Annotated in this window: 28 protein-coding genes; 20 read left to right on the top strand and 8 right to left on the bottom strand. The window is 71.1% G+C overall.

Annotated elements, in window-relative coordinates:
- Positions 1-37 precede the first annotated feature (37 nt).
- Positions 38-901, top strand: coding sequence for a helix-turn-helix transcriptional regulator (locus ABGB10_RS21295; RefSeq protein ID WP_347662630.1), 864 nt, complete (start codon positions 38-40; stop codon positions 899-901).
- A 12-nt stretch (positions 902-913) separates the two neighbouring features.
- On the opposite strand, the gene ABGB10_RS21290 is transcribed toward ABGB10_RS21295, so the two are convergent.
- Positions 914-1,564 carry a futalosine hydrolase gene (locus ABGB10_RS21290; protein WP_347662629.1) on the bottom strand — a complete coding sequence of 217 codons (651 nt, stop codon included), beginning with the start codon at positions 1,562-1,564 and terminating at the stop codon, positions 914-916.
- Complete coding sequence (locus ABGB10_RS21285) at positions 1,561-3,168, bottom strand: MFS transporter (RefSeq protein WP_347662628.1); 1,608 nt, start codon at positions 3,166-3,168, stop codon at positions 1,561-1,563. The genes ABGB10_RS21290 and ABGB10_RS21285 overlap by 4 nt, the downstream gene beginning before the upstream one ends.
- Here ABGB10_RS21285 and ABGB10_RS21280 point away from each other — a divergent pair.
- Positions 3,167-4,096: a DUF3027 domain-containing protein gene (locus tag ABGB10_RS21280; protein WP_347662627.1), complete on the top strand. Its 930-nt coding sequence runs from the start codon at positions 3,167-3,169 to the stop codon at positions 4,094-4,096. The two genes, ABGB10_RS21285 and ABGB10_RS21280, sit on opposite strands and share 2 nt — an antisense overlap.
- A gap of 23 nt (positions 4,097-4,119) precedes the next feature.
- On the opposite strand, the gene ABGB10_RS21275 is transcribed toward ABGB10_RS21280, so the two are convergent.
- Positions 4,120-4,365: a DUF2530 domain-containing protein gene (locus ABGB10_RS21275; RefSeq protein ID WP_347662626.1), complete on the bottom strand. Its 246-nt coding sequence runs from the start codon at positions 4,363-4,365 to the stop codon at positions 4,120-4,122.
- A gap of 88 nt (positions 4,366-4,453) precedes the next feature.
- Between ABGB10_RS21275 and ABGB10_RS21270 the strand changes: the two genes are divergently transcribed.
- From ABGB10_RS21270 to thpR, 5 genes are all read left to right on the top strand, one after another.
- Complete coding sequence (locus ABGB10_RS21270) at positions 4,454-5,932, top strand: NCS2 family permease (protein ID WP_347662624.1); 1,479 nt, start codon at positions 4,454-4,456, stop codon at positions 5,930-5,932.
- Between the two features lie 115 nt (positions 5,933-6,047).
- Positions 6,048-6,497, top strand: a complete 450-nt coding sequence (locus ABGB10_RS21265; protein WP_172862146.1) for a MarR family transcriptional regulator — start codon at positions 6,048-6,050, stop codon at positions 6,495-6,497.
- A 72-nt stretch (positions 6,498-6,569) separates the two neighbouring features.
- Positions 6,570-7,853 (top strand): MFS transporter, encoded by a 1,284-nt coding sequence (locus ABGB10_RS21260; protein ID WP_347662623.1) that lies wholly within the window; start codon positions 6,570-6,572, stop codon positions 7,851-7,853.
- Positions 7,854-7,956: 103 nt separating this feature from the next.
- Positions 7,957-8,466 (top strand): hypothetical protein, encoded by a 510-nt coding sequence (locus ABGB10_RS21255; RefSeq protein ID WP_347662622.1) that lies wholly within the window; start codon positions 7,957-7,959, stop codon positions 8,464-8,466.
- A gap of 2 nt (positions 8,467-8,468) precedes the next feature.
- The gene (gene thpR, locus ABGB10_RS21250; protein WP_347662621.1) at positions 8,469-9,050 is read left to right on the top strand and encodes an RNA 2',3'-cyclic phosphodiesterase; all 582 of its coding nucleotides are present in this window, start codon (positions 8,469-8,471) and stop codon (positions 9,048-9,050) included.
- Here the strand turns inward: thpR and ABGB10_RS21245 are convergent.
- Positions 9,020-9,787: a helix-turn-helix domain-containing protein gene (locus ABGB10_RS21245; protein ID WP_347662620.1), complete on the bottom strand. Its 768-nt coding sequence runs from the start codon at positions 9,785-9,787 to the stop codon at positions 9,020-9,022. The genes thpR and ABGB10_RS21245 overlap by 31 nt on opposite strands.
- Before the next feature lie 240 nt (positions 9,788-10,027).
- On the opposite strand from ABGB10_RS21245, the gene ABGB10_RS21240 reads away from it, so the two are divergent.
- Positions 10,028-10,693 (top strand): DUF4097 family beta strand repeat-containing protein, encoded by a 666-nt coding sequence (locus tag ABGB10_RS21240; protein WP_347662619.1) that lies wholly within the window; start codon positions 10,028-10,030, stop codon positions 10,691-10,693.
- 15 nt (positions 10,694-10,708) lie between these two features.
- The gene (locus ABGB10_RS21235; protein ID WP_347662618.1) at positions 10,709-11,539 is read left to right on the top strand and encodes an alpha/beta hydrolase; all 831 of its coding nucleotides are present in this window, start codon (positions 10,709-10,711) and stop codon (positions 11,537-11,539) included.
- Positions 11,540-11,592: 53 nt separating this feature from the next.
- Here ABGB10_RS21235 and sepH read toward each other — a convergent pair whose 3' ends face one another.
- The 3 genes from sepH to ABGB10_RS21220 all read right to left on the bottom strand — a co-directional run bounded on the left by sepH (position 11,593) and on the right by ABGB10_RS21220 (position 15,297).
- Positions 11,593-12,672: a septation protein SepH gene (gene sepH, locus ABGB10_RS21230; protein WP_347662617.1), complete on the bottom strand. Its 1,080-nt coding sequence runs from the start codon at positions 12,670-12,672 to the stop codon at positions 11,593-11,595.
- Between the two features lie 185 nt (positions 12,673-12,857).
- Positions 12,858-13,985 (bottom strand): phosphoserine transaminase, encoded by a 1,128-nt coding sequence (gene serC, locus ABGB10_RS21225; protein WP_347662616.1) that lies wholly within the window; start codon positions 13,983-13,985, stop codon positions 12,858-12,860.
- 205 nt (positions 13,986-14,190) lie between these two features.
- Positions 14,191-15,297, bottom strand: coding sequence for a citrate synthase 2 (locus ABGB10_RS21220; protein WP_210792504.1), 1,107 nt, complete (start codon positions 15,295-15,297; stop codon positions 14,191-14,193).
- Positions 15,298-15,576: 279 nt separating this feature from the next.
- Here ABGB10_RS21220 and pdxH point away from each other — a divergent pair, with 279 nt between their 5' ends.
- The 7 genes from pdxH to ABGB10_RS21185 all read left to right on the top strand — a co-directional run bounded on the left by pdxH (position 15,577) and on the right by ABGB10_RS21185 (position 21,661).
- Positions 15,577-16,206 carry a pyridoxamine 5'-phosphate oxidase gene (pdxH, locus tag ABGB10_RS21215; RefSeq protein WP_347662699.1) on the top strand — a complete coding sequence of 210 codons (630 nt, stop codon included), beginning with the start codon at positions 15,577-15,579 and terminating at the stop codon, positions 16,204-16,206.
- Positions 16,203-17,501 carry an MFS transporter gene (locus tag ABGB10_RS21210; protein WP_347662615.1) on the top strand — a complete coding sequence of 433 codons (1,299 nt, stop codon included), beginning with the start codon at positions 16,203-16,205 and terminating at the stop codon, positions 17,499-17,501. Before pdxH ends, ABGB10_RS21210 begins: the two co-directional genes overlap by 4 nt.
- A gap of 18 nt (positions 17,502-17,519) precedes the next feature.
- On the top strand, positions 17,520-18,449 hold the full coding sequence (locus tag ABGB10_RS21205) for an aldose 1-epimerase family protein (protein WP_347662614.1): 930 nt from the start codon (positions 17,520-17,522) through the stop codon (positions 18,447-18,449).
- Complete coding sequence (locus tag ABGB10_RS21200) at positions 18,449-19,051, top strand: nitroreductase family protein (protein ID WP_347662613.1); 603 nt, start codon at positions 18,449-18,451, stop codon at positions 19,049-19,051. Before ABGB10_RS21205 ends, ABGB10_RS21200 begins: the two co-directional genes overlap by 1 nt.
- Positions 19,052-19,238: 187 nt before the next feature.
- The gene (locus ABGB10_RS21195) at positions 19,239-19,544 is read left to right on the top strand and encodes a type II toxin-antitoxin system VapB family antitoxin (RefSeq protein WP_151487978.1); all 306 of its coding nucleotides are present in this window, start codon (positions 19,239-19,241) and stop codon (positions 19,542-19,544) included.
- 44 nt (positions 19,545-19,588) lie between these two features.
- Complete coding sequence (locus ABGB10_RS21190) at positions 19,589-20,752, top strand: acyl-CoA dehydrogenase family protein (RefSeq protein ID WP_347662612.1); 1,164 nt, start codon at positions 19,589-19,591, stop codon at positions 20,750-20,752.
- 99 nt (positions 20,753-20,851) lie between these two features.
- On the top strand, positions 20,852-21,661 hold the full coding sequence (locus ABGB10_RS21185) for a DUF4230 domain-containing protein (RefSeq protein ID WP_347662611.1): 810 nt from the start codon (positions 20,852-20,854) through the stop codon (positions 21,659-21,661).
- 378 nt (positions 21,662-22,039) lie between these two features.
- Here the strand turns inward: ABGB10_RS21185 and ABGB10_RS21180 are convergent, their stop codons facing one another.
- On the bottom strand, positions 22,040-22,249 hold the full coding sequence (locus ABGB10_RS21180) for a PspC domain-containing protein (RefSeq protein WP_347662610.1): 210 nt from the start codon (positions 22,247-22,249) through the stop codon (positions 22,040-22,042).
- Between the two features lie 307 nt (positions 22,250-22,556).
- On the opposite strand from ABGB10_RS21180, the gene ABGB10_RS21175 reads away from it, so the two are divergent.
- The 4 genes from ABGB10_RS21175 (at position 22,557) to ABGB10_RS21160 (ending at position 25,961) form a co-directional block, all read left to right on the top strand.
- Positions 22,557-22,679 carry a hypothetical protein gene (locus tag ABGB10_RS21175; protein ID WP_347662609.1) on the top strand — a complete coding sequence of 41 codons (123 nt, stop codon included), beginning with the start codon at positions 22,557-22,559 and terminating at the stop codon, positions 22,677-22,679.
- A 262-nt stretch (positions 22,680-22,941) separates the two neighbouring features.
- A complete protein-coding gene (locus ABGB10_RS21170) occupies positions 22,942-24,312 on the top strand; it encodes an L-serine ammonia-lyase (protein WP_347662608.1) in 1,371 nt (456 codons plus the stop codon).
- A 72-nt stretch (positions 24,313-24,384) separates the two neighbouring features.
- Positions 24,385-25,212, top strand: a complete 828-nt coding sequence (locus ABGB10_RS21165; RefSeq protein WP_347662607.1) for an ABC transporter permease — start codon at positions 24,385-24,387, stop codon at positions 25,210-25,212.
- A 2-nt stretch (positions 25,213-25,214) separates the two neighbouring features.
- Entirely contained in the window at positions 25,215-25,961 is a 747-nt protein-coding gene (locus tag ABGB10_RS21160) for an ABC transporter ATP-binding protein (protein WP_347662606.1), read from the top strand.
- Positions 25,962-25,992 lie beyond the last annotated feature (31 nt).

Here is a 25,992-nt window from a genome sequence, read left to right as displayed (position 1 = left end):
TGTTGATAGCTCGTTGATCGCCCGGGAGCATCGACCTGTGACCGAGGCGACCGAGCGGATGGATGGAGCCGGCGAGACTGATCTCGGCCAGGCTCTGCGAGCTTTGCGCCGTCGTGCCGACCTCAGTCAGCGGGAACTGGCCGAGAGGTCCGGAGTGCCGCAGCCGACGCTGGCGCGGATCGAGTCGGGGCGCGCGGTGGATCCCCGGTTCCGGACGGTGGAGCGTCTCGTCCGGGCGGCGGGCGGGGAGTTGGCCGTCGGCGTGCCGTCGGCCCTCGACATCACCGAGCCGACCACGGTTCCGCACGACGACATGCGGGACGAGGCCGGGCGGCGCTACCCGGCGCACCTGGACGTCTGGCCGGTGTACGAGCCTCGGGACTGGCCGGGTGCCTGGTGGGCGGAGTGGTACCGGCTGCCGCCCGAGCGATATCCGCTTCCGCTGCCACCCGCCGCGTACGAGCTGAACCGGCGCTACCGCGACAACCGACGGTGGGCCGCGGAGATCCGTCGGACGGCCCAGGTCCGTCGGCTCGTCGGCGACCTGCCAGCCACCTGCTGGCGGTACATCGCCGAGTTGCCCGACGGGCAGTTGGTCGGAGAACTGCGGGCACACGAGCGGAGTCCGCACCTTGAGCACGGGGAGTGGTACCCCGGTATGGCGGAGCGGGAGATGGTGCTCGACGGCGTGCTCGTTGACGCCCGGTATCGGCGGCTGGGGCTCGGGCGTCGGCTGGTCACGGCTCTGCTCACGGAGATGCGCGAGGCGGGTGTCGACGACGCGGCCGCGCTTGCCGAGGGCGTCGGCATCGACCTCCTGCTGGCGTGCGGCTTCGAGATCGAGGCCCGTCGGCCCGCCGCGTTGCGGCTGGGCCGTCCGGGACGGCAGAGCTACGGCTGAGCCGCAGCCGGCTCAGCGCAGCGCGAGCGCTGCCGTGGTGAGGGCGGCGAGGGCGTCGCGCAGCCGCCAGGCGTCGCGGTCGCGCGGGCCGATCGGGTTGGAGATGGTCCGCAGCTCGGCGAAGGGCACCCCGGCCTGCGCCGCGGCGACCGCCACGCCGTACCCCTCCATGGCCTCGGCGACCGCCTCCGGGTGGCGTCGGCGCAGCTCCCGCGTGCTGGCTTCGGTGCCGGTGACCGTGCTGACGGTGAGCACCGGCCCGATCGTGGCCGCCGGGAGGGCGGCCCGCAGTGCCGCCAGCAGGCTCGGGTCGGTCGGCACCGTGCCGCCGACACCGAGCATCGCCGGCGGCATGCCCAGCTCGTCGACGGGGATGAACCCGTCCGGTGACTCGGCGCCCAGATCGGCGGCGATGCTGGCGGTGCCGAGCACGGTGTCGCCGACCTCGGCCCGCCCGGTGAAGCCGCCGCCCACGCCGGCGCTGATCACCGCACGGTACGGGCGGCCGGCGGCCTCGGCCAGCGCCAGCAGCCGGGCGGTGGCGGCACCGGCGACGGCCGGGCCCACGCCGACCGGCGTGACGGTGACGGTGTGGTCGGTCAGGCCGGCGCGGACCGCGTCCGCCTCGGCGGGGACCGCCGTCACCACCAGCAGACCGGTCATGAGACCGAGCCGGGGGACTCGCGGCGGGTCTCGTCGTCCACCCCGCCACCCGGGCCGCCGACCGCCGAGGACGGACGGTAGATGTGGTAGCCCGGAGGGGCCAGGCTCGGGTCGTCGTACCGTGGCGAGCCGGCCTGGGCCTGGGCCGGGGCCGGCGAGGTGGGCGCGACATCCCCGGGCTCGTCGGCCGGCTCGTCCTCGGTCAGCTCGTCGTCGCCGAGCGGCCGGCCGGCCAGCTTCTCGCCGCGCAGCCGGGCGGCGACCAGCACGCCCCGGATCGCGGCCAGGACGCCAACTCCGGCGGCCACCGCGATGCCCATCCGACCGTTGAACGGGACCAGCCCCAACCCTCCGCCGGCGACGAAGGCGAGCATCAGCACCGTCTCCGAATGGGCGAAGGAACTCGCCCGCAGCCGTTCCGGGATGCGCTCCTGGATCGAGGCGTCCACGGCCAGCTTCGCTATCCCGCTGACCATGGCCGCGACGAGGCAGAGCAGGGCGACCATCACCAGCGAGAACTGGATGACGGCGAGCACCGCCACGCCCGCCACGATGATCATGCTGCTGGACTGGATGGCGGTCGGCCGGTGGATGCGCAGACGGGTGCCGACGGCGGTGGCCAGGAACGTGCCGACCGCGAGCGCGCCGCCGACCACTCCCAACGCCCACTCGGCGCCCAGGTCGCGGCCGAACGCCACAGTGGTCAGGTCGCCCTTCTTGATCGCGAAGGCGAGGAAGAGCAGTAGGAAGCCGTACACCGCGCGGAGCGTCGCGGCGCCGATCAGCGTGGCGATCACCAGCCGGCCGGCCGGGCGACCCCGGCCCAGGGGTCGATCGCCACGGTTGCGGCCCAGCGCGCGCAGTGGCCGGGGAACCCGCTCCGGTGGCTCCGAGTCGGCCTTCGGTGGCAGACGCAGGGAGATCACCATGCCGACCAGGAAGATCACCGACGCGACGCGCAGCGGCCACTGCGGCCCGAACCAGAACGCGGCCAACCCGATCGGAGCGACCAGCGCGCCCGCGACCGTGCCGTAGACGCTGGCCCGGGCACCCACCTGGGACAGACCGAGGCCCTCCGGCAACAACCGGGGCACGGCTGCGGAACGCGCCACGCCGTACGCCCGGGACAGCGCGAGCACCCCGAACGCGGCGGGATAGAGCCCGAAGCCGTGGATGTAGTCGGAGATCAACCAGGCCAGGAAGGCGCGACCCAGCATCGTGGCGGCCAGCGCGTACCGCCGGCCGTGCCGGAAGTGGTCCAGCAGTGGGCCCACCACGGGGGCGAGCATGGCGAACGGCACCATGGTGACCAGCAGGTAGATGGCGACCTTGCTGCGGGCCTCGCCCAACGGAACGTTGAAGAAGATCGTCCCGGCCAGGCCGATGGCGATCAGGGTGTCACCGGCGCAGGAGAGCGCGTGCAGGTCGAACAGGCGCACCATGCCGACCTCGCCACCGGCGCCCCGAGCCCGGGCCCGCCCGGCCCGGCGGGTCACCCAGCGGCCGCCGCCCACCGAACCGCGGAACAGCAGCCGAACGGCGCGGATGCCGGTGCCGACGGTCCGCCCGAGGACGGATCGCCCGGAGCGGGAGTACGACGGCATGTGCACCATCCTCGCCCATCTGATCCAGGTACGCCGCACCACTGCGGGGAAAGGTTCCCCGGGAGTCCCTGTCACCCCCGCGGGGCGCATGGGGAACAATGGTGAGGTGACCAGGCCCGCCTCCACCCGTGCCGCCCGTCTCGACCAGGTCTGCGCCGCCGCCGTCGAGGTGGCGCGTGCTGGCATCACCGAGGTCGACGCCGACGATGTCGGCGATCACCTGCAGGTTGTTGCCGAAGGTGATCGGCTGGTCACCCACTACTTCGAATGCCGCCTCGCCGGATACCGCGGTTGGCGGTGGGCGGTCACCGTCACCCGGGTGTCGCGCAGCAAGACCGTGACCATCTGCGAGACGGTGTTGCTGCCCGGGCCCGACGCGCTGCTGGCCCCCGGCTGGCTGCCCTGGCAGGAGCGGCTGAAGCCGGGCGACCTGGGTCCGGGTGATCTGCTGCCGACCTCGCCGGACGACGACCGGCTGGTCCCCGGTTACCTGCTCTCCGACGACCCGGCGGTCGAGGAGACCGCGTGGGAGTTGGGCCTCGGGCGGGCGCGCGTGCTGTCCCGCGAGGGCCGCATGGAGGCGGCGCAGCGCTGGTACGACGGCGACCACGGCCCCGCCGCGCCGATCTCCACCGCCGCGCCGGCCGCCGCCCGCTGCGGCACCTGCGGTTTCTACCTGCCGCTGGCGGGTGCGATGCGGCAGGCGTTCGGGGCGTGCGGCAACTTCTACGCCCCGGACGACGGCCGGGTGGTGAGCGCCGACCACGGTTGCGGTGCGCACTCCGAGACGCTGATCGAGGCGGCCGAGACCGCGGTCGAAGAGCTACCCACGGTGTACGACGACAGCGCGGTGGAGGCCATGTCGGTCAGCCGTGCCCCGGGCTCGGTGGAGACCGCCGAGCCGGCGGAACCCTACGGGCACCCCTGATCGTTCGCGGTGCTCGGGCGGGGTCAGCTCGCCCGGCGTCGGCGTCGGTTGGCGTCGTGCCGCATCATCACGGCGAGCCCCGGGAAGCCCCACAGGAAACCGGCGAGGCAGGTCCACAGCCAGTTCTGGTGACCGTGGTCGGTCAGCCAACCCCGGAAGAAGATCAGCAGGACCAGCCCGGCCACCGCCCACGCGATCAGACCGGCGAGGGCGAACGGCACCATCGGCGGGTCCAGTGGTGCGGGCCGCGGTGGCTGCTCGTTCGGCATTCGGCAAGCGTACGCGACAGACTTCCCCTGTCCGCCGCTGATCTGGGACGATGCGCGCGACAACCGGAAGATCACCTGCGAGGACCTGATGGCAGTAGCGCCGCCCGAGAACGGCACACCTCCCAACCCCGCTCACCCGCGTAACGGCTTCGACCGGTTCTTCGAGATCTCCGCCCGCGGCTCGACGATGAGCCGCGAGGTACGCGGTGGCCTGGCGACCTTCTTCACGATGGCGTACATCGTGGTGCTCAACCCGCTGATCCTGGGTGGTGCCGTCGACGGTGACGGCAAGACCCTCCCGATTCCCGCGCTGGCTGCCGCGACCGCGCTGGTCGCCGGTCTGATGACCATCCTGATGGGTGTCGTCGGCCGGTTCCCGTTGGCGCTCGCCGCTGGTCTGGGCGTGAACGCGCTGGTGGCGTACGAGATCGCTCCCGAGATGACCTGGGCCGACGCGATGGGCCTGGTGGTGATCGAGGGTGTGATCATCGCGGTGCTGGTGCTGACCGGTCTGCGGACCGCGGTGTTCCGCGCGGTGCCGACCCAGATGAAGACCGCGATCGGGGTCGGCATCGGTCTGTTCCTGACCATCATCGGCCTGGTGGACGCCGGCTTCGTCCGGCGGATCCCGGACGACGCCAACACCACCGTCCCGGTCGGTCTGGGCATCGGCGGCAAGCTGGTGAGCTGGCCGATGCTGGTCTTCGTGGTGGGCCTGCTGATCACCCTGGTGCTGGTGGTACGCCGAGTGCGGGGCGCGATCCTGATCGGCATCCTCGCCTCGACGGTGCTGGCGGTGATCGTGGAGGCGATCGGCAACATCGGCCCGTCGTTCGTCAACGGTCAACCCAACCCGAAGGGTTGGTCGCTGAACGTGCCGGAGTTGCCGAAGACGGTGGTGGACCTGCCCGACCTGTCGCTGCTCGGCAAGTTCAACGTGCTCGACTCGTGGGGTCGGGCCGGCTGGGTGGTCGTGCTGATGTTCGTCTTCACGCTGCTGATCACGGACTTCTTCGACACCATGGGCACGATGGTGGCCGTCGGCCAGGAGGGTGGCCTGCTCGACGAGAAGGGCACCCCGCCGCGGACCAAGGAGATCCTGCTCGTCGACTCGATCGCCGCGGCGGCCGGTGGCGCGGCCAGCACGTCCAGCAACACGTCGTACATCGAGAGTGCCGCCGGTGTCGCGGAGGGCGCCCGGACCGGTGTGGCCAACCTGGTCACCGGCGCGCTGTTCCTGCTGGCGATGTTCCTGGCGCCGCTGGTGGTGATCGTGCCGTTCGAGGCAGCCTCGACGGCCCTGGTGGTGGTCGGTTTCCTGATGATGACCGCGGTGCGGACGATCGACTGGTCCGACTACGAGATCGCGATTCCGGCGTTCCTCACCATCGTGCTGATGCCCTTCACCTACTCGATCTCCAACGGGATCGGCGCTGGTCTGATCACCTTCGTGGTGGTCAAGCTGGCCAAGGGCAAGGCCCGTGAGATCCACCCGCTGCTGTACGGGGTGGCCGCGCTGTTCGTGCTGTACTTCCTGCGCGGGCCGATCGAGTCCCTGGTGTTGTGACGTACGTCCGGGTGGGGAGTCGAACGGGATTCCCCGCCCGGAACAGCACTAACGTCCTCGTGAGCCTGGTCATAAGAGATGTCGTTAGCCAGGCTCATTAGTTAAGCTAACTAACGTGATGGAGCGGACGGTGACGGCGGAACGCGTGCCACCGGCGCAACTGGCTCCCCAGTTGCGTGATGCGATCACCCGACTCAACCGACGGGTCCGCCAGGCCCGACCGGTCGGCGACCTGACAGTCACCCAGGTCTCCGCGCTCACCAGCCTGCGGCTGGCGGGTGCGCTGACGCCCAGGGAGCTGGCCGACGTGGAGCGGGTGCAGCCACCGACGATGACCAAGATCGTCGGGAAGTTGGAGGACCGCGGCCTCGTGCGGCGGACACCCCACCCGACCGACGGCCGGCAGGTCATCCTCGCGGCGACCGAAGGGGGGCAGGCCGTGCTCGACCAGTTCGAGCGGGCCCGCGACGAATGGCTGGCCCACCGGCTGGCCGCGCTCGACGAGGACGAACGGGAGACCCTGCAGAGGGCCGCCCAGATTCTTCAGCAGCTCGCTCGCGCCTGAGCCGCACCCGCGCCACCGGGTCCGTGCCGTCACCTGTCGATGACGCGTACGTCCGGAGGAGGCGCACCAAGAGTGCAGGCCAAGCTGAGCACGATGTTCCAGTCCCTACAGGTCCGCAACTACCGCCTCTTCGCATCCGGGCAACTGATCAAGCTGATCGGCGTCTGGATGATGTTCATCGCCCAGGACTGGCTCGTCCTCGAGCTCTCCGACAACTCGGCGACCGCGCTCGGTGTGGTCACCGCGTGTCAGTTCACCCCGGTGCTCCTGCTCACCCTGCTCTCCGGCAGACTCGCCGACCGGTACGACAAGCGGGTGCTGCTCTTCGCCGCCAACACGTTCTGGAGTGTGCTGGCGCTCGGCATGGCCGTGCTGGTCCTCACCGACCTGGTGCAGCTCTGGCACGTCTTCGCCTTCGCCGCGCTGCTCGGCACGGCCAACGCCGTCGAGACTCCGGTCCGGCAGGCATTCGTCTCCGAACTCGTCGGCACGTCGCTGCTCCCCAACGCGCTGTCGCTGAACGCCGCCGTGTTCAACTCCGCCCGGATCGTCGGCCCGGCCGTCGCCGGCCTGGCCATCGCCGCGTTCGACGTGGGCCCGGTGTTCCTCTTCACCGCCCTCAGCTCCGTAGCGCCCCTGGTCAACGTCGTCCGGATGCGGACGGCCGAGCTGCACCGCGACGCCCTGCTGCCGCGCGACGAGCGGGCGTCCGCACGGGTCGTCGACGGGCTGCGGTACGTGTGGCGCCGCCCCGACCTGCTGCTGCCGATGGCGGTCATGTCGGTGATCGGCATGTCGCTGTTCAACTTCCAGCTCACGCTGGCCGCCCTGGCGAAGACCGTCTTCAACACCGGTGCTGCCTCCTTCGGTCTGTTCAGCACGGCGCTGGCCGTCGGCGCGCTCGGCGGCGCGCTCAGCGGCACCGGTCGGCGTAGCCGCCCGTCGGTCTGGCTGGTGCTGGGCGCGGCGATCGCCTGCGCCAGCTTCGGCACCCTGGTTGGCCTCGCCTCGGCGTACTGGCTGGTCGTGGCCCTGCTGGTGCCGACCGGCTTCTGCATGGTCTTCTTCGCCCAGGCCGCCAACCAGCGCATCCAGATGGGGGTGGACGCGGCCTTCCGGGGTCGGGTGATGGCCCTGTGGGTGCTGGTGTTCCTGGGAACCAACCCGGTCGGCGCGCCGCTGATCGGCTGGGTCGCGGAGACCTACGGCGCCGGTGCCAGCATCTGGATGGGCGGGTTGATCTCGCTGTCCGCCGCGCTGATCGCCCTCACCTGGCAGCTGCGCCGCTCCGGCGCCCGGCTGCGTTTCCGGGTACTGCCGATGCCCCGCTTCTACGTCACGTCCACCGACTGCTGACGCCTGCGGAAGCGGTTCCGCGCCGTCCGCGCCGTCTTCAGCGCATGACGCGGATACGCGTAAACCGCTGGCGAGGAGGCACGATGGGGCTTAGCGTCGATGTGTGGGAGTCGGACGCGCGCTGATGCTGGCCCTGGCGTTCCTCGCCGTGGCCAGTCTTCCGGCGGCATTCGCCCTGCTCTTCTGCTACGACGAGATCCTCGACCGGATGGTCTGCGGCTGGTCCGAGTGGCGTGAGCGTCGGCGGGAGAAACGGACGATCGCGCGCCTCGATCGGGCCATCGAGGCCGACGCGTTGACCCGGGACATCGATCTCAGCGCTTTCGACCGCACCGACCGTCGGCCCCTGGAGCAGCTCGCCGCCGACCTGCGGCGTCTGGGCGGTCAGCGGCTCGGTGGCGCCGGCCGACCGATGGTCTGGCACGGCGCCCTGCTCCAGGCGTACGACGATCGGCTTCGGCTCGCCTGCCGGGCCCTCGGCATCGCCGAGCATCTCGGCGAGTTGGACGGCGTCGACCAGGAGATCGAGCGGGTCCGGGTGGAGGGTGTGCTGCACGCCGCCGGGCTGAGCCTGCCGGCGGCGAGGGCCGGGCACTGGCAGCGGCACCGCTGAGCGTGCGGCTCTTCGTCGCGGTCTACCCCCGTCCCGAGTCGGTCGACCACCTGGTCGCGCAGGTCGCGCGCCTACGGGTCACCGCCGCGGCCGCCGCCGCCGGAATCAACGTCCGGCTCGCCGAACCGGCCCACCTGCATGTCACTCTGGCCTTCCTCGGCGACGTCGAGGCCGCCCGACTGGTCGAGGTGGAGAGTGCGCTCGGCCTGGCCGCCGAGCGGTTCCGCGACGGCCGCGACGCCTCGCCCCGGCTGAGCCTCGGCGGCGGTGGTCGGTTCGGCCAGGGTCGATCCACAGTGCTGTGGGTGGACCTGCGGGGGGAGGTCGAGGCGTTGCACGTGCTGGCCGGGCTGATTCGGTCCAGGCTGAGCCACGGCCGGCTGCCGTGCGACGACAGGCCATTTCGGCCGCACCTGACCGTCGCCCGGCCCGGCGACCGGATGGACCCGGCCGACGTCGAGGCCGACCGGGCCAGCCTGGACGGGTACGAAGGGCCATCGTGGCCGGCGTCGGAGCTGGTGCTGATGCGCAGCCACCTCGGCGGCCGACCGCGCTACGAACGGATCGCCGCCTGGTCGCTGTGACCCGGCGGCAGGTCGCTGGTCGCTGTGGAAGGCCTGCTGCGGAGAATCTCGCGGGCCTGTTCGGCGGCGCGGGTGATGCTCTCGCTGATGAAGTCGAGGAAGCGGGCGATGTTCTCCAGCCGGGCGGCGGCGGGGGTGTGCGCGCCGAGGAGAGCGACGCCCTGGCGTGCGGTCGCGACGAGATGGTCGTTGGCCCGAGCACTGGCGATCGTCGCCTGGTAGAAGAGTTCGTCGTCGATGACGTAGCGGTCGCGGCGGCGTTCGTCGCGTTCGCGGCGGACGAGGCTCTGGCTCTCCAGGAAGGTGATCGCCTTGGAGATCGACGCCGGGCTGACCTGGAGGCGCTGGGCGAGCTCGGACGCGGTGAGACTGCCCGAGTCGGTGAGGAACAGGTTGGTCAACACTCGGGCACCCATCTTGTTCAGACCGGAGGCCATGAGGACGGTGGTGAACGTCTCCTCGTAGTCGGCCACGGCCTGGGCGTCGTGTCCGTCCGGTTGGGGGGCCGCCCCGGCCCCACGGGAGGGGGCCGGCTTGCGCCGGTGGGCGCGGCGCTCGGTCGCGTGGTGGGCCAGATCGGCGCGGTAGCCGGTGGGGCCGCCGTTGCGCATCACCTCGCGCGTGACAGTCGAGGTGGGACGGTCGAGGCGTCGGGCGATCTCGGCGTAGGGGAGGCTGTCGGTCAGCCCCAGCGCGATTTGCTGGCGTTCCTGCTGGGTGAGCCTGCCTCCCGGCATCGCGATCTCCCTCGTGGTCCCGTAGGGCGGTGGTCCCAGACCCCGCCACCATAGCGTTAACTCACACGCCAATGCAACGTAGGCGTCCACGGCGTTGCATTAGATTCAGGATCGTTGCAACAAATCCGTGGCTCTGAACAGCTAAAACCGTTCTTCGCTGCAACAGGGATGTTGCAAAAACCAGAAAGCAACGTAGCGTTTCCCGCACCGGAAACAAGAACCGACACCTGGGAGAGCACGATGCAGACGTTCGCCACACCCGCCCCCATCTCCGCCGTCCTGGACATCCCCGCCGGACGCATCCAGCTCATCGCCGCGGACCGCTCTGACACCACCGTCGAGGTCCTCCCGGCCGACCCCGCCAAGAGCGGCGACACCAGGGCCGCCGAGCAGACCACCGTCGCCTACGCCGACGGCGTCCTGCGAATCACGACAGCACGTCCCATCAACAAGCTCTTCGGCCCCTCCGGCTCCCTGGAGGTCACCGTCCGGGTGCCCGCCGGCTCCCACGTCCAGGCCAGGGCCGCCAGCGCCGAACTTCGGGGCGTCGGCCGCCTCGGCGACGTCGCCGTCGACGGGGCGTACCGGGAAATCAAGATCGACGAGGCCGCGAGTGTCCGCCTCACCGCCATCGACGGCGACGTCGAGGTCGGCCGGCTCAACGGCCCCGCCGAGATCAGCACCGCCCGGGGTGACATCACCGTCGCCGAGGCCATGCGCGGCACAGTCGTCCTCCGTACCCAGTCCGGCGACATCTCGGTCGCGGCGGCGGCCGGCGTCTCGGCCGCCCTGGACGCCGGCACCGGCCACGGCCGTGTCAGCAACTCCCTCAAGAACGACGGCACCATCGAGCTCGACATCCACGCCAGCACCATGCAGGGCGACATCAACGCCCGCAGCCTCTGAAAAGGACGGATCGAGATGACGAACAACAGCATGTCCTCGACCAGCTCGGCGTGGACCGGCATGGTGCCGGTCGACGACACCGCCCTGGCCGTCACAGACACCGGCGGTCCCGGCATCCCCGTGGTCTACCTCAACGGCCAGTTCGCCACCCAGGGGTACTGGCGGCGCGTCATCGCCGACCTCGGCACCGGGTTCCGGCACATCACCTACGACGAGCGGGCTCGCGGCAGGAAGTCGAAGCGCTCAGCCGACTACTCGTTCGAGGCGGCCGTCCGGGACGTCGACGCCGTTCTCGCCGCCCGAGGGGTGCACCAGGCGGTGCTTGTGGGCTGGTCCTACGGCGCGGTGGTCGGAGCACACTGGGTCAACCGGAACCCGGAGCGGGCCCTGGGCGCCGTCCTGGTCGACGGCGCGTTCCCCCACGACTGGCTCGACGAGGCCATGGCGCAGCGGATCCGCAAGATGTTCCGACGGATGAACCTGTTCATGCCGCTGCTGCGCCCCACCGGCCTGACCCCCCGGATGAACGCCGACCAGATGGCGGACAGCAACATCGAACTCGGCGAACTCTCCCGCGAGCGGGAACTCGGCCCGGTGCTGGACGCCATCACCGTCCCCGTGCGGTACGTGGTCGCCTCCGGAACGTCCCTCGGCAGTCGCGGGGACGAGCAGGAGCAGATCCGGACCAGCCTCGACGCGGTGACCGCCCGCAACCCGCACATCACGATCGGCGCGAAGGTCGCCAGCAACCACGGAGCGATCCTCAAGAAGGACTTCGCCGCCGTCGCCGAGGCCGTACGCGGGGTCGCCGCCCCTCATCGCAACGGCGATGGAGACATTCGGTGAGGTCCGAACGCTTCGCGTTGACGGGTGCACAGTGTCACCCGTCAACGCGAGCGTCAGGAAGACTCGCGCGCCGCCGGGCCGGTGCCGAAGAGCACGTCGTCCCAGCTCGGCAACCGCTTGCGCGGCTTGCCGTTGGCGTCGGTGGACTCGCCGCCGGCGGCCGCCGCAGCGCCCGTCCGGCGAGGCCGCAGCACCGCCAGCGACGGCACGGCCGGCACCTCCTTGGGCGCGTCCGAGTCGTCGTCGAAGGCCGAGCCCTGACCACCGCCGAGCAGCGCTGCGGCACCCCCACCGACCGGCCGCTGCCGAGGCGCGTCCGAACCGGCAAGGGCAGCCGGAGTACGCGGCTCCAGCCCACGGCCGGACGAGGCGCCGAGTGGACGGTCCAGTGAGGCGAGCAGCGCATCGCGGCCGGCACGGATCGGATCCCGGCCGGGGCGCGGGTGCTCGGACGCCGCCGGCAACCCGTGCCCGCCACGGCTCGGCTCACCACGCGACGGACCGGGCAGGGCGTGCCCGCCCCGCTCCGGTGCCGGCTCCTGGCCGAGGATCGGAGTGGGCCGCTCGGCGCACAGGTATTGCGCCATGTCGTCGTGTGGCGCGACCGACTGCCGGGTCTTGTCGAGATCCCAGATGGCCTGCGCGGTGGCCTTGCCCGACGGCCAGGTGGCGATGATCCGCCAGGTGCCGTCGTCACGCCGGTACGCGTCCCAGGAGATCTTCTCGGTGTCGATGCCGTGCTGGCTCAGCCGACCGTTGACCACCTCGGCGAGCGGGGTGGGCTTCTCCGCGCCCTTGAGGCGGGTGCGGCGGGCGTGCTGGGCCAGCATCGCCCGCTCCTGCAACACCGGGCCGGCGTAGCGCAGCACCCGGTCGACCGGCACCCCGGCGATCCGGGCGACATCCTCCGCGGACTCACCGGAGCGGATGCGAGCCTGAATGTCCCGAGGGGACAGCGACGGAACCGGGTCGGCCGCGGTCGGCGCCACCGCGAGCGGCGGCGCACCGGGCTCGGCGTGCAGCGCACCGGAAATCCGCTCGTCGATCGGCAGGGCGAGCAGTCGCCCGACCTCGTCGGCGAGAACCAGGGCATGGCCGTCCTCGGAGAGGGCGACGAAGCGTACTGGGCGCATAGCGTTGCCTCCGTCCCGCTTCGCTGGCCGCACGCCACGAGTCGGCCACCCAGGCGTCTCGGACCACCGTACGCGCATCTGCCTCGGGGTGGGGGAAGCGACACCCCGCATGTCGTGACTGAGCTGCGGCGATGATCACGGTCGGTGTCCGTGGAGGCCCCAACGGACACCGACCGTGACGAACGTCAGAGTCGCTCGACCACGTAGTCGATGGACGCGGTCAGCGCCTCGACATCGGCCGGCTCGACCGCCGGGAAGAGCGCTACCCGGAGCTGGTTGCGGCCGAGCTTGCGGTACGGCTCGGTGTCCACGATGCCGTTGGCGCGCAGCGCCTTCGCGATGGCCGTGGCGTCCACCCCGTCGGCGAAGTCGATCGTGGCGACCACGTTGGAGCGCAGTACCGGGTCGGTGACGAACGGGGTGGCGACCGTGGAACGCTCCGCCCAGCCGTACACCGTGGCGGCGCTCTCGGCGGTGCGCTTGGCCGCCCACGCCAGGCCACCCTGCGCGTTCATCCAGTCGGTCTGCTCGGCTGCCAGGAAGATGGTGGCCAGCGCCGGGGTGTTGTAGGTCTGCTCCAGCCGCGAGTTGTCGATCGCGGTGACCAGGTCGAAGAAGGCCGGAATGTAGCGCCCGGACGCCTTGATCTCGGCGGCCCGATCCAGCGCGGCCGGCGACATCAGAGCCAACCAGAGGCCACCGTCGGAGCCGAAGCACTTCTGCGGGGCGAAGTAGTAGACGTCGGTCTCACCGACGTTGACCTCCAGGCCACCCGCGCCGGAGGTCGCGTCGACCAGCAGCAACGCGCCCTCGTCCGCACCGGCCACCCGGCTGATCGGGACGGCCACGCCGGTCGAGGTCTCGTTCTGCGGCGTCGCGTACGCGTCCACGCCGGACTCGGCGACCAGGGTCGGCGCGCTGCCCGCGTCGGCCTTGCGGACGGTCGGCTCGCCCAGGAACGGCGCGTCCTTGACCGACTTGGCGAACTTGGCGCCGAACTCGCCGAAGCTGGCGAACTGGGCCCGGTCGCGGATCAGGCCGAAGGTGGCGACCTCCCAGAACGCGGTGGTGCCACCGTTGCCGATCACGACCTCGTAGCCCTCGGGCAGCGAGAAGAACTCGGCGATGCCGGAGCGCAGCCGGGCCACCTGGTCACGGACCGTCTTCTGCCGGTGCGAGGTGCCCAGGTAACTGGTCGCGACCTCGGCCAGTGCGGACACCGCCGCGGGGCGGACCTTGGACGGGCCGCAGCCGAAACGTCCGTCGGCGGGCTTGATGTCATCGGGAATCCGGATGGTCGGTGCGTCAGCCACGGTCTTCAAGATCCTTCCGCAAGGGCGAGGGCGGGCCCGGCGACACTGCCGGCCCTCATCCTCGCACCCGGACCCATCGGTGGACGCCGGGCCCCTGCGGGCAGCTCTGAGGCCTTCGCCACACCTCGACGGCACCTGCCCGGCTCGTGTTAAGAAGGGGCCCCTCCTATACGCCAGGCGTTAAGAAGGGGCCCTTCCTTACCGCTCAGACGCCGTGCGGGATGGCGGCCCAGCCTTCGACGTCGGACGGCTTGCGGGTCTCCGGGCCGACGTAGCGGGCGGACGGGCGTACCAGCCGCTGCAGACGCTTCTGCTCCAGGATGTGCGCGCTCCAACCGCCCATCCGCGCGCAGGTGAACATCGAGGTGAACATGTGCGCCGGCACCTCGGCGAAGTCCAGCACCACGGCCGACCAGAACTCGACGTTGGTGGCCAGCACCCGGTCCGGGCGGCGGGCCTGCAACTCGGCGAGGGCGGCCTTCTCCAGCGCCTCGGCGATCTCGAAGCGCGGCGCGCCCAGCTCCTTGGCCGTACGCCGGAGCACGCGGGCGCGCGGGTCCTCGGCCCGGTAGACACGGTGGCCGAAGCCCATCAACCGCTCACCGCGATCGAGTACGCCCTTGACGTAGCCCTCCGCGTCGCCGCTGCGCTCCACCGCCTCCAGCATGCTGAGCACCCGGGACGGGGCCCCGCCGTGCAGCGGACCGGAGAGGGCGCCGATGCCGGAGGAGATGCAGGCGGCTGCGTCCGCCCCGGTGGAGGCGACGATGCGAGCGGTGAAGGTGGACGCGTTCAGGCCGTGCTCGGCGGCCGAGATGAAGTACGCGTCGACGGCCTTGACGTGCCGCGGGTCGGGTTCGCCGCGCCAGCGCTTCATGAACCGCTCGACGATGGTCTGCGCCTTGTCGATCTCCTTCTGCGGCACCGCGGGCAGACCGAGGCCCCGGGCGGACTGGGCGACGAAGGAGAGCGCGGTCACCGAGACCCGGGCGAGATCCTCACGGGCCTGTTCGTCGGAGATGTCCAACAGTTGGTCCAGCCCCCAGTACGGGGCCAGCATGGCGACCGCGGACTGCACGTCGACGCGGATGTCACCGGAGTGCACCGGCACCGGGAACGGCTCCGCCGGCGGCAGACCCGGCCCGAACCGGCCGTCGACCAGCAGCGCCCACACGTTGCCGAACGACACCTGGCCGATCAGATCCTCGATGTCGACCCCGCGATAGCGCAGCGCACCACCCTCACGGTCAGGTTCGGCGATCTCGGTCTCGAAGGCGACGACGCCCTCCAGCCCGGGTTTGAAATCGGCCATGTCGCTCTCCTGGATCTGGTCGGTGCGCCCGAACAGCTCATCCGGCCCGGTCGGCCGAGCGCCTTAGGCGACCCTCAGGGATGTGTTCGGAACATACTGCCTGCTGAGTAAGGGATACGCGACCCGCTGCGACTGTGCTGCACGCGACATCCCCGGGCGCGCAATCTCCGCTCCACTCGGTGAGACTGGGCAGTGCGGGCTGGCCAGCGCGGGAGGGCGCTGGCCGGCGCGCCGAGAAGGAGTGGGGACGTGACGGGTGACACACCCGCCCCGGCTGCGATGCGTAACGAGTACGCCGCGGACGTGGGCCTGACCGAGGCTGACCTGGCCGCCGACTGGCACAGCCAGTTCGACAGGTGGTTCACCGACGCGGTGGCCTTCGGGCTGCCCGAACCGAACGCGATGGTGGTGGGCACCGCGGACCCGGCCGGCCGGCCGAGCGGCCGGACGGTGCTGTTGAAGGGGTACGACCCGGAGGGCTTCGTCTTCTTCACCAACCACCTGTCGCGCAAGGGCGTCGAAACGTCCGCCAACCCGTACGCCAGCCTGGTCTTTCCGTGGTTTCCCATGCAGCGTCAGGTGGTGGTCGCCGGGCGGGTCGCGCAGGTCGACCGTGCGACGAGCGAGGCGTACTTCGCCAGCCGGCCGCGCGGCTCCCAACTGGGTGCCTGGGCCAGCCCACAGTCCCAGGTGGTGTCGGGTCGGTCGGCGCTGGAGGAGCGCTACCAGGAGGTGACCGAGCAGTTCGCCGGCGAGGCGGAGATCCCGACCCCGCCGCACTGGGGCGGGTTGCGGGTGCACCCCGAGTCGGTGGAGTTCTGGCAGGGCCGGGCCGGTCGGTTGCACGACCGGATCCGCTTCCGCCGCCTCGACGAGGGTGGCTGGACCGTCGAGCGGTTGGCGCCGTGACGGGTGTGCAGGAGGCCCGGCCGCGCGGAGCGCGCCGCTGGGCGATCGACGTACGTCCGCTGCGCGTGCCCGCGTACCGGCGGCTGTGGCTCGGCAACACCGTGGCGATGTTCGGTTTCCAGTTCACCGCAGTCGCGGTCCCGGTGGAGATGTACGCCCTGACCCGGGACTCGTTCTGGGTGGGTCTGCTGGGCGTGGCGGCGTTCGTACCGTTGCTGATCTTCGGGCTCTGGGGCGGCGCGGTGGCCGACGCCCGCGACCGTCGGGCGGTGCTGCTCGCCGGCTCATTGTTGCTTTGGGCATCCACTCTCGGCCTGCTCGTCCAGGCGTTGCTGGACGTGGGCAGCCCGGTGCTGCTGTTGGCGCTGATGGCGGTGCAGTCCGTGGCGTTCGCGATCAGTTCGCCGGCCCGCAGCGCCATGCTGCCCCGCCTGGTGCCGGAGAACCTGGTGGCATCCGCCACCACCCTGAACTACACGACGTTCACCGCCGCCTCGGTGGCCGGGCCGCTCGCCGCCGGCCTGATTCTCTCCGCGTCGCCGGACACCGCGGTGGTCCTGCCGATCGCGTACGGGGTGGACGCGCTGCTGTTCACCGCGATGCTCTGGGCCGCGCTGCGACTGCCCAAGCTGCCGCCCGAACCGACCGAGGACGGTCAGGTCCGCCGTGCCGGCCTGGCCAGCGTCGTCGACGGGTTCCGTTACCTGGCCAGCACACCCGTACTGCTGCTGTCCTTCGGTGTGGACCTGATCGCGATGATCCTCGCCATGCCGCGGGCGCTCTTCCCGGAGATCGCCCACGAACGGTTCGGCGGCGGTGGGGCGGTCGGCCTGCTCTACAGCGCCATCGCGATCGGCTCGATGATCGGTGGGCTGACCTCCGGCTGGATCGGCCGACTCCGCCGGCAGGGCGTCGGCCTGGTGCTCGCGGTGGTCGGCTGGGGCCTGGCGATCGCCGCAGCCGGTCTCGCCCACCAACTGTGGCTGATGGTGGCCCTGCTCGCCGTGGCCGGTGCCGCCGACTTGATCAGCGCGGTGCTGCGCCAGTCGATGCTGCTGGTCTACGCCCCGGACCGGATGCGCGGACGACTCCAGGGCGTCAACACGGTGGTGGTGGCCGGCGGCCCACGCCTGGGCGACCTGCGGGCCGGCACGATGGCCGCCGGTTTCGGCGGCGGGGTGGCCTGGGTGGCCGGTGGGCTCGCCTCGGCGGTGCTCGTGGTGGTGCTCGCGGTGGCGTTCCCGGCGCTGCTGCGCTACCGGGCGGTGACGGCGTCGAGCGGCGACCGGACCTGACCGGTTAGGGTCGCCGGCATGGAAAGCCCCGATCAGCGCCCGTTCTCCGGCGCCCAGTGGACCATCTCCGCCGCCGGTCACGAGGCCGTCATCGTGGAGGTGGGCGGTGGGCTCCGGACGTACCGGCACGACGGCGTCGACCTGGTCGACGGGTACCGGACCGACGAGGTCAGCCCGGGTTGCGCCGGGCAGGTGCTGGCGCCCTGGCCGAACCGGATCCGCGACGGCCGCTACGCGTTCGGGGAGCGGACGCACCAGCTCCCGCTGACCGAGCCGGAGCGGCACGTGGCCATCCACGGGCTGGTCAACTGGGTGCCGTGGCGTCTGTTGGAGCAGTCCGAGGACGCCGTGACCGTCGGCTACGACCTTCCGCCGCAGCCCGGCTACCCGTGGCCGTTGCGGCTGCTCAGCCGTTGGAGCGTCGGCGCGGACGGGCTGCGCGTCGAGCACGAGGTGACCAACACCGGCGAGGAGGCCGCGCCGTTTGGCTTCTCCGTGCACCCGTACCTGCAACTGCCGGGCGTCGCGGTCGACGACCTGGTCATGCGGCTGCCGACCCGTACCCGGCTGCTGGTGGACGGCCGGTTGCTGCCGGTCGGCGCGACCCCGGTGGCCGGGACCGAGTACGACTGGACCAGCCCGCGCCCGATCGGCGCCAAGGAGCTGGATCTTTGCTTCGGCGAGGTGATCCGCGACGGCGACGGCGGCTCGTCGGTCAGCCTGGCCGCGCCGGACGATTCGGCGGGGGTCAGCATCTGGGCGGACGCCGAGTTCGGCTGGTGGCAGGTGTTCACCGGGGACGCCCTCACCGGTGAGCGGCACCGCCGTTCGGTGGCGATCGAGCCGATGACCTGCCCTCCGGACGCGTTCCGCTCGGGCCGGGACGTGCTCACGCTGAAGCCTGGTACGACCTGGCGGGGTGCCTGGGGCATCCGGCCCGGGGCCTGATGGAGTTCGCCGAGGTCGTCCGGCGTCGGCGCATGGTGCGCAACTACGACCCGGACCGTCCGGTCCCGCCCGACGTGGTGGACCGGTTGCTCGACCACGCGGTCCGCGCACCGTCGGCCGGCTTCGCCCAGGGCTGGGGCTTCCTGGTCCTGGACGAGCCAGCCGACCGGGAGCGGTTCTGGGCCGCCACCACACCGGACGGCGGTGGGCGGGAGCGTTGGCTGGCCGGAATGCGCCGGGCACCGTTGATCGTGGTGCCGCACTCCAACGAGTCGGCCTACCTGCGACGGTACGCGGAGCCGGACAAGGGGTGGACGGACCGGTCCGTCGACCGCTGGCCGGTGCCGTACTGGCACGTGGACACCGGCTTCGCGGCGCTGTTGATGCTGCTCACCGCCGTGGACGAGGGGTTGGGGGCCTGCTTCTTCGGCATTCCGCCGCAGCGGTTGGCCACCTACCGGGACGCGTTCGGCGTGCCGGAGGAGTACCAACCCATCGGTGCCGTCACAATCGGTTACCGAGCGGCCGACCATAGGTCACCGTCGCTGCGTCGAGGGCGTCGTCCGATGGACGAGGTGGTGCGGCGCGGCCGGTGGAGCTGAGCATGCCGTCCCGTTTGTCCGCTTGAGGATCGGACGACCGGTAGTGAAACTGACATCAGGGAGCGAAACGCAGCGTGCGCTGGGCGGCTAGGCTGGCACGGTCATCGGTGCCGCGCCGCGCGGTGCCCGCCGCGGCCCGGCTCGGCGCCGTCGGTCGGCCCGGCCACGGGGAGGGGAGCGTGCCGTCGTGATCTTCAGAGCGGTCCGGGACGGGCGTCCCTATCCGGAGCACAATCTGACGCTCAAGCAGTGGGCGGAGATTCCGCCCCGGCCACTGCGCCTGGACCAGATGATCACCACCAAGCGTGAGCTGGCGCTCGACAAGCTGCTCGCCGAGGATTCCACCTTCTACGGTGACCTCTTCCCGCACGTCGTGCAGTGGAACGGCGGGCTCTACCTGGAGGACGGTCTGCACCGTGCGTTGCGCGCCGCCCTGCAGCAGCGCAACCAGATCCACGCCCGGGTGCTGGTGCTCTCCGAGCCGGTCGAGTGACGAGCTCTTCTTCCGCGTCCTGAGCGTTCGTTAGGGTGGCGTCCATGACCGCTCCGCTGGACCTGCTCGACCTGGACCCGTCGCTCACCGACGAAGAGCGGCAGATCCGCGACGTCGTCCGCCAGCTCGTCGACGACCGGGTACGCCCACACGTCGCCGACTGGTACGAGCAGGGCCAGGTGCCGGCCCGCGAGCTGGCCCGGGAGTTCGGCAAACTCGGCCTGCTCGGCATGCACCTCACGGGTTACGGATGCGCGGGCGCCTCCGCTGTCGCGTACGGGCTGGCCTGCCAGGAACTGGAAGCCGGCGACTCCGGCCTCCGCTCCCTGGTGTCGGTGCAGGGATCGCTCGCCATGTACGCCATCTGGCGCTACGGCAGCGAGGAACAGAAGCAACGCTGGCTGCCGTCGATGGCCACCGGTGAGGCGATCGGCTGTTTCGGCCTGACCGAGCCGGATCACGGCTCCGACCCCGCCTCGATGGCCACCCGGGCCCGCCGGGACGGCGACGACTGGGTGCTCACCGGCGGGAAGATGTGGATCACCAACGCCCCGATCGCGGACGTCGCGGTGATCTGGGCGCGCACCGACGAGGGCGTACGGGGTTTCGCCGTACCCATGGACACTCCCGGCGTCACAGCCCGGGAGATCCGCCGCAAGATGTCGCTGCGCGCGTCGGTGACCGGCGAAATCGTGCTCGACGAGGTCCGGCTCCCGGCGGACGCCCGACTGCCCGAGGCGATCGGGCTCAAGGCGCCGCTGAGCTGCCTCACCGAGGCCCGGTACGGCATCGTCTGGGGCGCGGTCGGCGCCGCCCGTGACTGCCTGGAAACCACCCTGGCGTACGCCGGCACCCGTACCCAGTTCGGTCGTCCGCTCGCCGGCTTCCAGCTCACCCAGGCCAAGCTCGCCGACATGGCCGTCGAGCTGGTGAAGGGGCAACTCCTCGCGCTGCACCTGGGCCGGCTCGCCGACGCCCACCGGCTGCGACCCGACCAGGTGAGCGTGGGCAAGTTGAACAACGTGCGGGAAGCCCTGGCCATCGCGCGGCAGTGCCGCACCATCCTCGGCGCCAACGGTGTCTCCGGTGAATACCCGATCATGCGGCACGCCAACAACCTGGAGAGCGTGCTGACGTACGAGGGCACGTCCGAGATTCACCAACTGGTCGTGGGGCAGCGGCTCACCGGGCTCTCCGCGTTCGCCTGACCTGCCCGTTTGTGCTTTCCGGACGCTCAACGAGCGACTGTCGTACGGGGGCCGTACCGTCAATGACAGACGACGTGTCTGACAAGGACGGTGAGCGTGATGGCCCGCGACGCTGGCACCAACGAGCCCACGAGGGAGTTCCCCGGTTACCCGACCGGTGACGACCTCAAGGAGCGGTCGGCCGCGACACCCGAGCCGACCATGGAGACACCGGGCGACGGCTCCGGAGGCTTTGGCGGCCCCGGCACCCCGGCGGCCGGCGGCGGTGGTGGGGCGGCCCGTGGCCTGCTCCTGCTGCTCGGCGCCGCCGCGCTGGCCGTGGTGGTGTTGCTCGGCATTCAGGCGACCGGCTTCCTGCCGGAGTTCCGCAACCCGTTCGCCAAGGAGCAGACCGACCGCAGCCAGCCGACGCTGCTGAAGTCGATCCAGGACCTCAGCCGCTACGTGGCCGCCGAGGGCAACTTCCAGGTCGTGGTCGACACCCAGAACGACCGGCGCAACGTTCCGGATTTCCTGCTCAACGAGCGCACCCTGTTCGTCGGGGCCGGCAGTGTCGAGGCGTACGTCGACTTCACCAAGATCGCTGACGGTGCCATCGTCCAGTCGGCCGACGGCAAGTCCGTCGAGATCAAGCTGCCGGCGCCGCAGCTCGGCGAGACCAACCTCGACATGGAGAAGAGCTACGTCTTCGCGGAGCAGCGCGGTCTGCTCAACCGGCTCGGTGACCTGGTCGGCAACGACCCCAACCGGCAGCAGCAGGTGTACCAGCTCGCCGAAGAGCGGATCACCGCCGCCGCCCGCGACAGTGGTCTCTCCGCCCGAGCCGAGGAGAACACCCGCAAGATGCTGGAGGGGCTGCTCCGCTCCCTCGGCTACCAACAGATCACGGTCACCTACGTCGCTCCCTGACCTGCTCCACCCCTCGTAAGGCGATGCGCCCGCCCCGACTCTCGTCCGGGCGGGCGCTTCCTCGTGATGCCCCGCGGGTGGGCCGACGGCCCGGGCGCTCGGTTTCTGGGCGGGCGCTTCCGCACGCACCCGCCGCGGGCCGCCGCGCCCGCCGTGCTCCGCGCCATGGGTCGCCGCGCCCGCTCCGCTCCGCGCCCCCTGCGGGCCGCCGGCCCGCTCCGCGCTCGCCACGCGCCCCCCGCGCCCGCCACCCGCCAAGATCCGCGCAACTTCGGGGATGTTGGTGGCTCAGGCGGCCGGGAGGCAGCAACTTCGCCGAAGTTGCCGCCTGGCCCGGCCTCGAAGCGGGGTTGGGGCAGGTCAGTGGGGTTGGGCAGGTCAGTGGCCGGTGGAGGCGAGGTAGCGATCCTCATTTGGCATGAGAACCCAGAGGACCAGGTAGACGATCACCTGCGTGCCGGGCAGCAGCAGGGACAGCAGGAACAGCAGCCGGACCATCCCGGCGGACATGCCGAACCGCCGACCGAGGCCGGCGCAGACACCGGCGAGCATGCGCCCCTCGCGGGGCCGGACCAGTTTGCGACTCATCGTCGTACTCCCACTCTGCGGCGGTGCGCCGCGTCTGCAATCCACGGTAGAAGGGGGTGACCAGCTCGCCCTCGGTCCCGAGGAGGAGCGGCAACCCGTGGACCCGTAGGTGCTTTACCCGGGCAGCCCCCTCCTGACGCCTGCCGCAGCACACCCGGGACCCCGATCCGCCGGCGAGGCCGCGAACCCCAGACCGCCGGCGAGGCCACCGCGCGGGAAAGCTGGTGAAGATCACGCTCGATCCTGAATGTAGTGGCCTCGATGACGACCCAAGACCACTGGAACATGGATCGAGCACGATCTTGCGGTGGCCGGGTGGCCGGGTGGCCGGGTGGCCGGGTGGCCGGGTGGCCGGGTGGTCCGGGTGGTCCGGGTGGTCCGGGTGGCCCGGGTGGCCCGGGTGGCCGGGTGGCCCGGGTGGTCCGGGTAGGCGGTGGGCGGCGGGCCGGTGGGCGGCGGGCGGCGGGCCGGTGGGCCGGTGGGCGGCGGGTCGGTGGCGGCTGGCCGGCGCGTGGGTGTTCACCTCGCGGTGGCCGGGTGGGCCGTGAGCTGGGCGGGTAGGCTGGCAGATCGGCCATCCACACCCCGGATGGCCGCAACCCACTCCCCGGGCGGTCACGAGCGGGGCCGCCTACCGGTGGCCACGACCCGGCCGGTTCCGTACGCCGGGACGACGGCGAGGAAGCGCAGCCATGATCAGTGTTTTCGACCTCTTCAGCGTCGGTATCGGGCCGTCCAGCTCGCACACGGTGGGGCCGATGCGGGCGGCGCGTACGTTCGTCGCCGGGCTCAAGGCCGACGGGTTGCTCAGTGACGTCGCGCGGGTGCAGGCCGAGTTGTTCGGCTCGCTGGGCGCCACCGGTCACGGCCACGGCAGCGGTCCGGCGGTCCTGCTGGGTCTGGCCGGCGAGTCGCCGGAGACGGTCGACACGGACACCGTTGGTCCTCGCATCGAGCGGATCCGGGCCGAGCGGCGGATCAGCATCCTGGACGCGCACGAGATCGATTTCGAACCCGACCGGGACCTGACGCTGCACCGCCGCCGGTCGCTGCCGTACCACCCGAACGGGATGACCTTCGCGGCGTACGACGGGGCCGGTGTCGAGGTGCGTAGCCGCACCTACTACTCCGTCGGCGGCGGGTTCGTGGTGGACGAGGCCGCGGCGGGCGCGGACCGGATCAAGCCGGACAGCACGGTGGTGCGGTACCCGTTCCTGACCGGGGCGCAACTTCTCGACGTCACCACCCGCACGGGTTTGTCGATCAGCGAGGTGATGCTGGCCAACGAGCGTTCCTGGCGCAGCGAGGCGGATATCCGGGCCGGCCTGCTGGAGATCTGGCGGGTGATGCGGGAGTGCGTGCAGCGCGGCTGCGAGCGCGACGGCGTACTCCCTGGGGGGTTGAAGGTCCGGCGGCGCGCGGCGGAGCTGCGGCGCGGCCTGGAGGCGGACGCCGGGACGCCCGACCCGCTGCACGCCATGGACTGGGTGACGCTGTTCGCGCTCGCGGTCAACGAGGAGAACGCCGCAGGTGGCCGGGTGGTCACCGCGCCGACCAATGGTGCGGCCGGGATCATCCCGGCGGTGCTGCACTACTACACCCGGTTCGTGCCGGGGGCGTCCGAGGACGGGGTGGTGCGGTTCCTGTTGACGGCCGGCGCGATCGGCGTGCTGTTCAAGGAGAACGCCTCGATTTCCGGCGCGGAGGTCGGCTGTCAGGGTGAGGTCGGTTCGGCGTGCTCGATGGCGGCGGCGGGGTTGGCCGAGGTGCTCGGCGGCACCCCGGAGCAGGTGGAGAACGCGGCCGAGATCGGGATGGAGCACAACCTCGGGTTGACCTGTGACCCGGTGGGTGGCCTGGTGCAGATCCCCTGCATCGAGCGGAACGCGGTGGCTAGCATCAAGGCGATCACGGCCGCCCGGCTGGCGCTGCGCGGCGACGGTGTGCACAAGGTGTCGCTGGACAAGGTCATCAAGACCATGCGGGAGACGGGCGCCGACATGAAGGTCAAGTACAAGGAGACGGCGCGTGGCGGTCTGGCCGTCAACGTGATCGAGTGCTGAGCCCGGTCGATTCGGGGCATTCGTTCACCGACTGCTAACCTGGCGTCCGTTTTCAGGAGGCGGGAGGCTGCGGTGACCTCTGGCGTCGCGGCCCTGTGGTCGCACCGCAACTCGCTGCGCATCCTGGTCAGACGGGACCTGGCGGTCAAGTACCAGCAGTCGGTGCTGGGCTACTTCTGGTCGTTGATCGAGCCGCTCGGCATGGGCGCCATCTACTGGTTCGTGTTCGGCGTGCTCTACTCCCGCGACACCGGACGGCACCTCGGCGAGGCCGCCGAGTCGTACCCGTTGTTCCTGATCACCGGGATCTTCGCGTGGATGTGGACCAGTTCGGCGCTGAGTGAGGCGACCAACGCGCTGACCGGCCAGTCCCGGCTGATCATCACGATGAACGTGCCTCGTCAGGTCTTTCCGATCGGTCGGGTCACCGGCCGGTTCGCCGAGTACGCGGCCGGCCTGCCGATCCTGATCGCCATCGCGGTGATCTACGCGGTGCACGGTCGGATCCATCCCGGCTGGTCGTTGCTCTCCCTGCCGCTGGCGGTGCTGGTCCAGGCCGTCCTGTTGACCGGGCTCGCCCTGCTGCTGTCGGCGTGGAACGTGCTGATGCGCGACGTCGAGCGGTTGATGCGGCTGATCATCCGGGTGCTCTTCTACGCCACGCCGATCATCTATCCGCTCAGCCTGGTCCGGGAGTCCGGCCTGCCCGGCTGGCTGAAGGTGGTGTACGAGCTGAATCCACTCGTCGGGATCTTCCAGCTGCACCACGCGATCTGGTACCCGGACGAGTTCCCGGACGCCCGGCTGCTCGCCACCACCGTCGTCGGCAGCGTGCTGGTGCTGGCCGCCGGCTGGTGGTCGTTCCGCCGGTTGGAACCCGCCGTGCTCAAGGAACTCTGACCGTGGCCACGCCGATCATCGAGGCCGACGGGCTAGGCATCCGGTTCGTCCGGAACCGTCGCCGTCAACTGCGCCTGCGGGAGCTGTTCATCCACCGGGGTGCACGTGGTGCCCTGCCCGGCCAGTTCTGGCCGTTGCGGGACGTGTCGTTCACCATCGAGCCCGGCGAGACGGTCGGCGTGATCGGCCGCAACGGCACCGGCAAGAGCACCCTGCTGCGGCTGATCGCCGGGGTGCTCATCCCGGACGAGGGCAGCATCCGGGTGCACGGCGCGGTGGCGCCGCTGCTGGAGTTGTCCGCCGGTTTCTCCAACGACCTGACCGGGCGGGAGAACCTGCACCTGGTCGGTGGGCTGCACGGGCTGTCGACGAGCTACCTGAAGCGGCACTTCGACGAGATCGTCGAGTTCGCCGGTGAGCAGGTGGAGCGGGCCATCGACACGTCGGTGCGGCACTACTCGTCGGGCATGAAGGTGCGGCTCGGCTTCGCGATCATCTCGCACCTGCCGCACCCGATCCTGCTGATGGACGAGGTGACCGCGGTCGGAGACGCGGAGTTCCGCAAGAAGTGTTACGCGACGATTGATCGTCTGCTCGGGGAGGGGCGCACGCTGGTGTTGGTGTCACACAACGAAAAGGACCTGACCCGGTTCTGTCGTCGGGGGTTGTACCTCGACGCGGGCCGGTTGACGCTCGACGGCACCATTGCCGAGGCGCTCGACGCGTACCACGCCGCGGTCCAGCGGTGACGCTCGCGATCGTGCTCGCCGCCGGGTCCAC

The organism is Micromonospora sp. B9E7 (genome assembly GCF_039871815.1).
Classification (GTDB): domain Bacteria; phylum Actinomycetota; class Actinomycetes; order Mycobacteriales; family Micromonosporaceae; genus Micromonospora.
The sequence above is the reverse complement of the archived record's forward strand: the minus strand, read 5'-3'. Positions and strand labels throughout refer to the sequence as shown.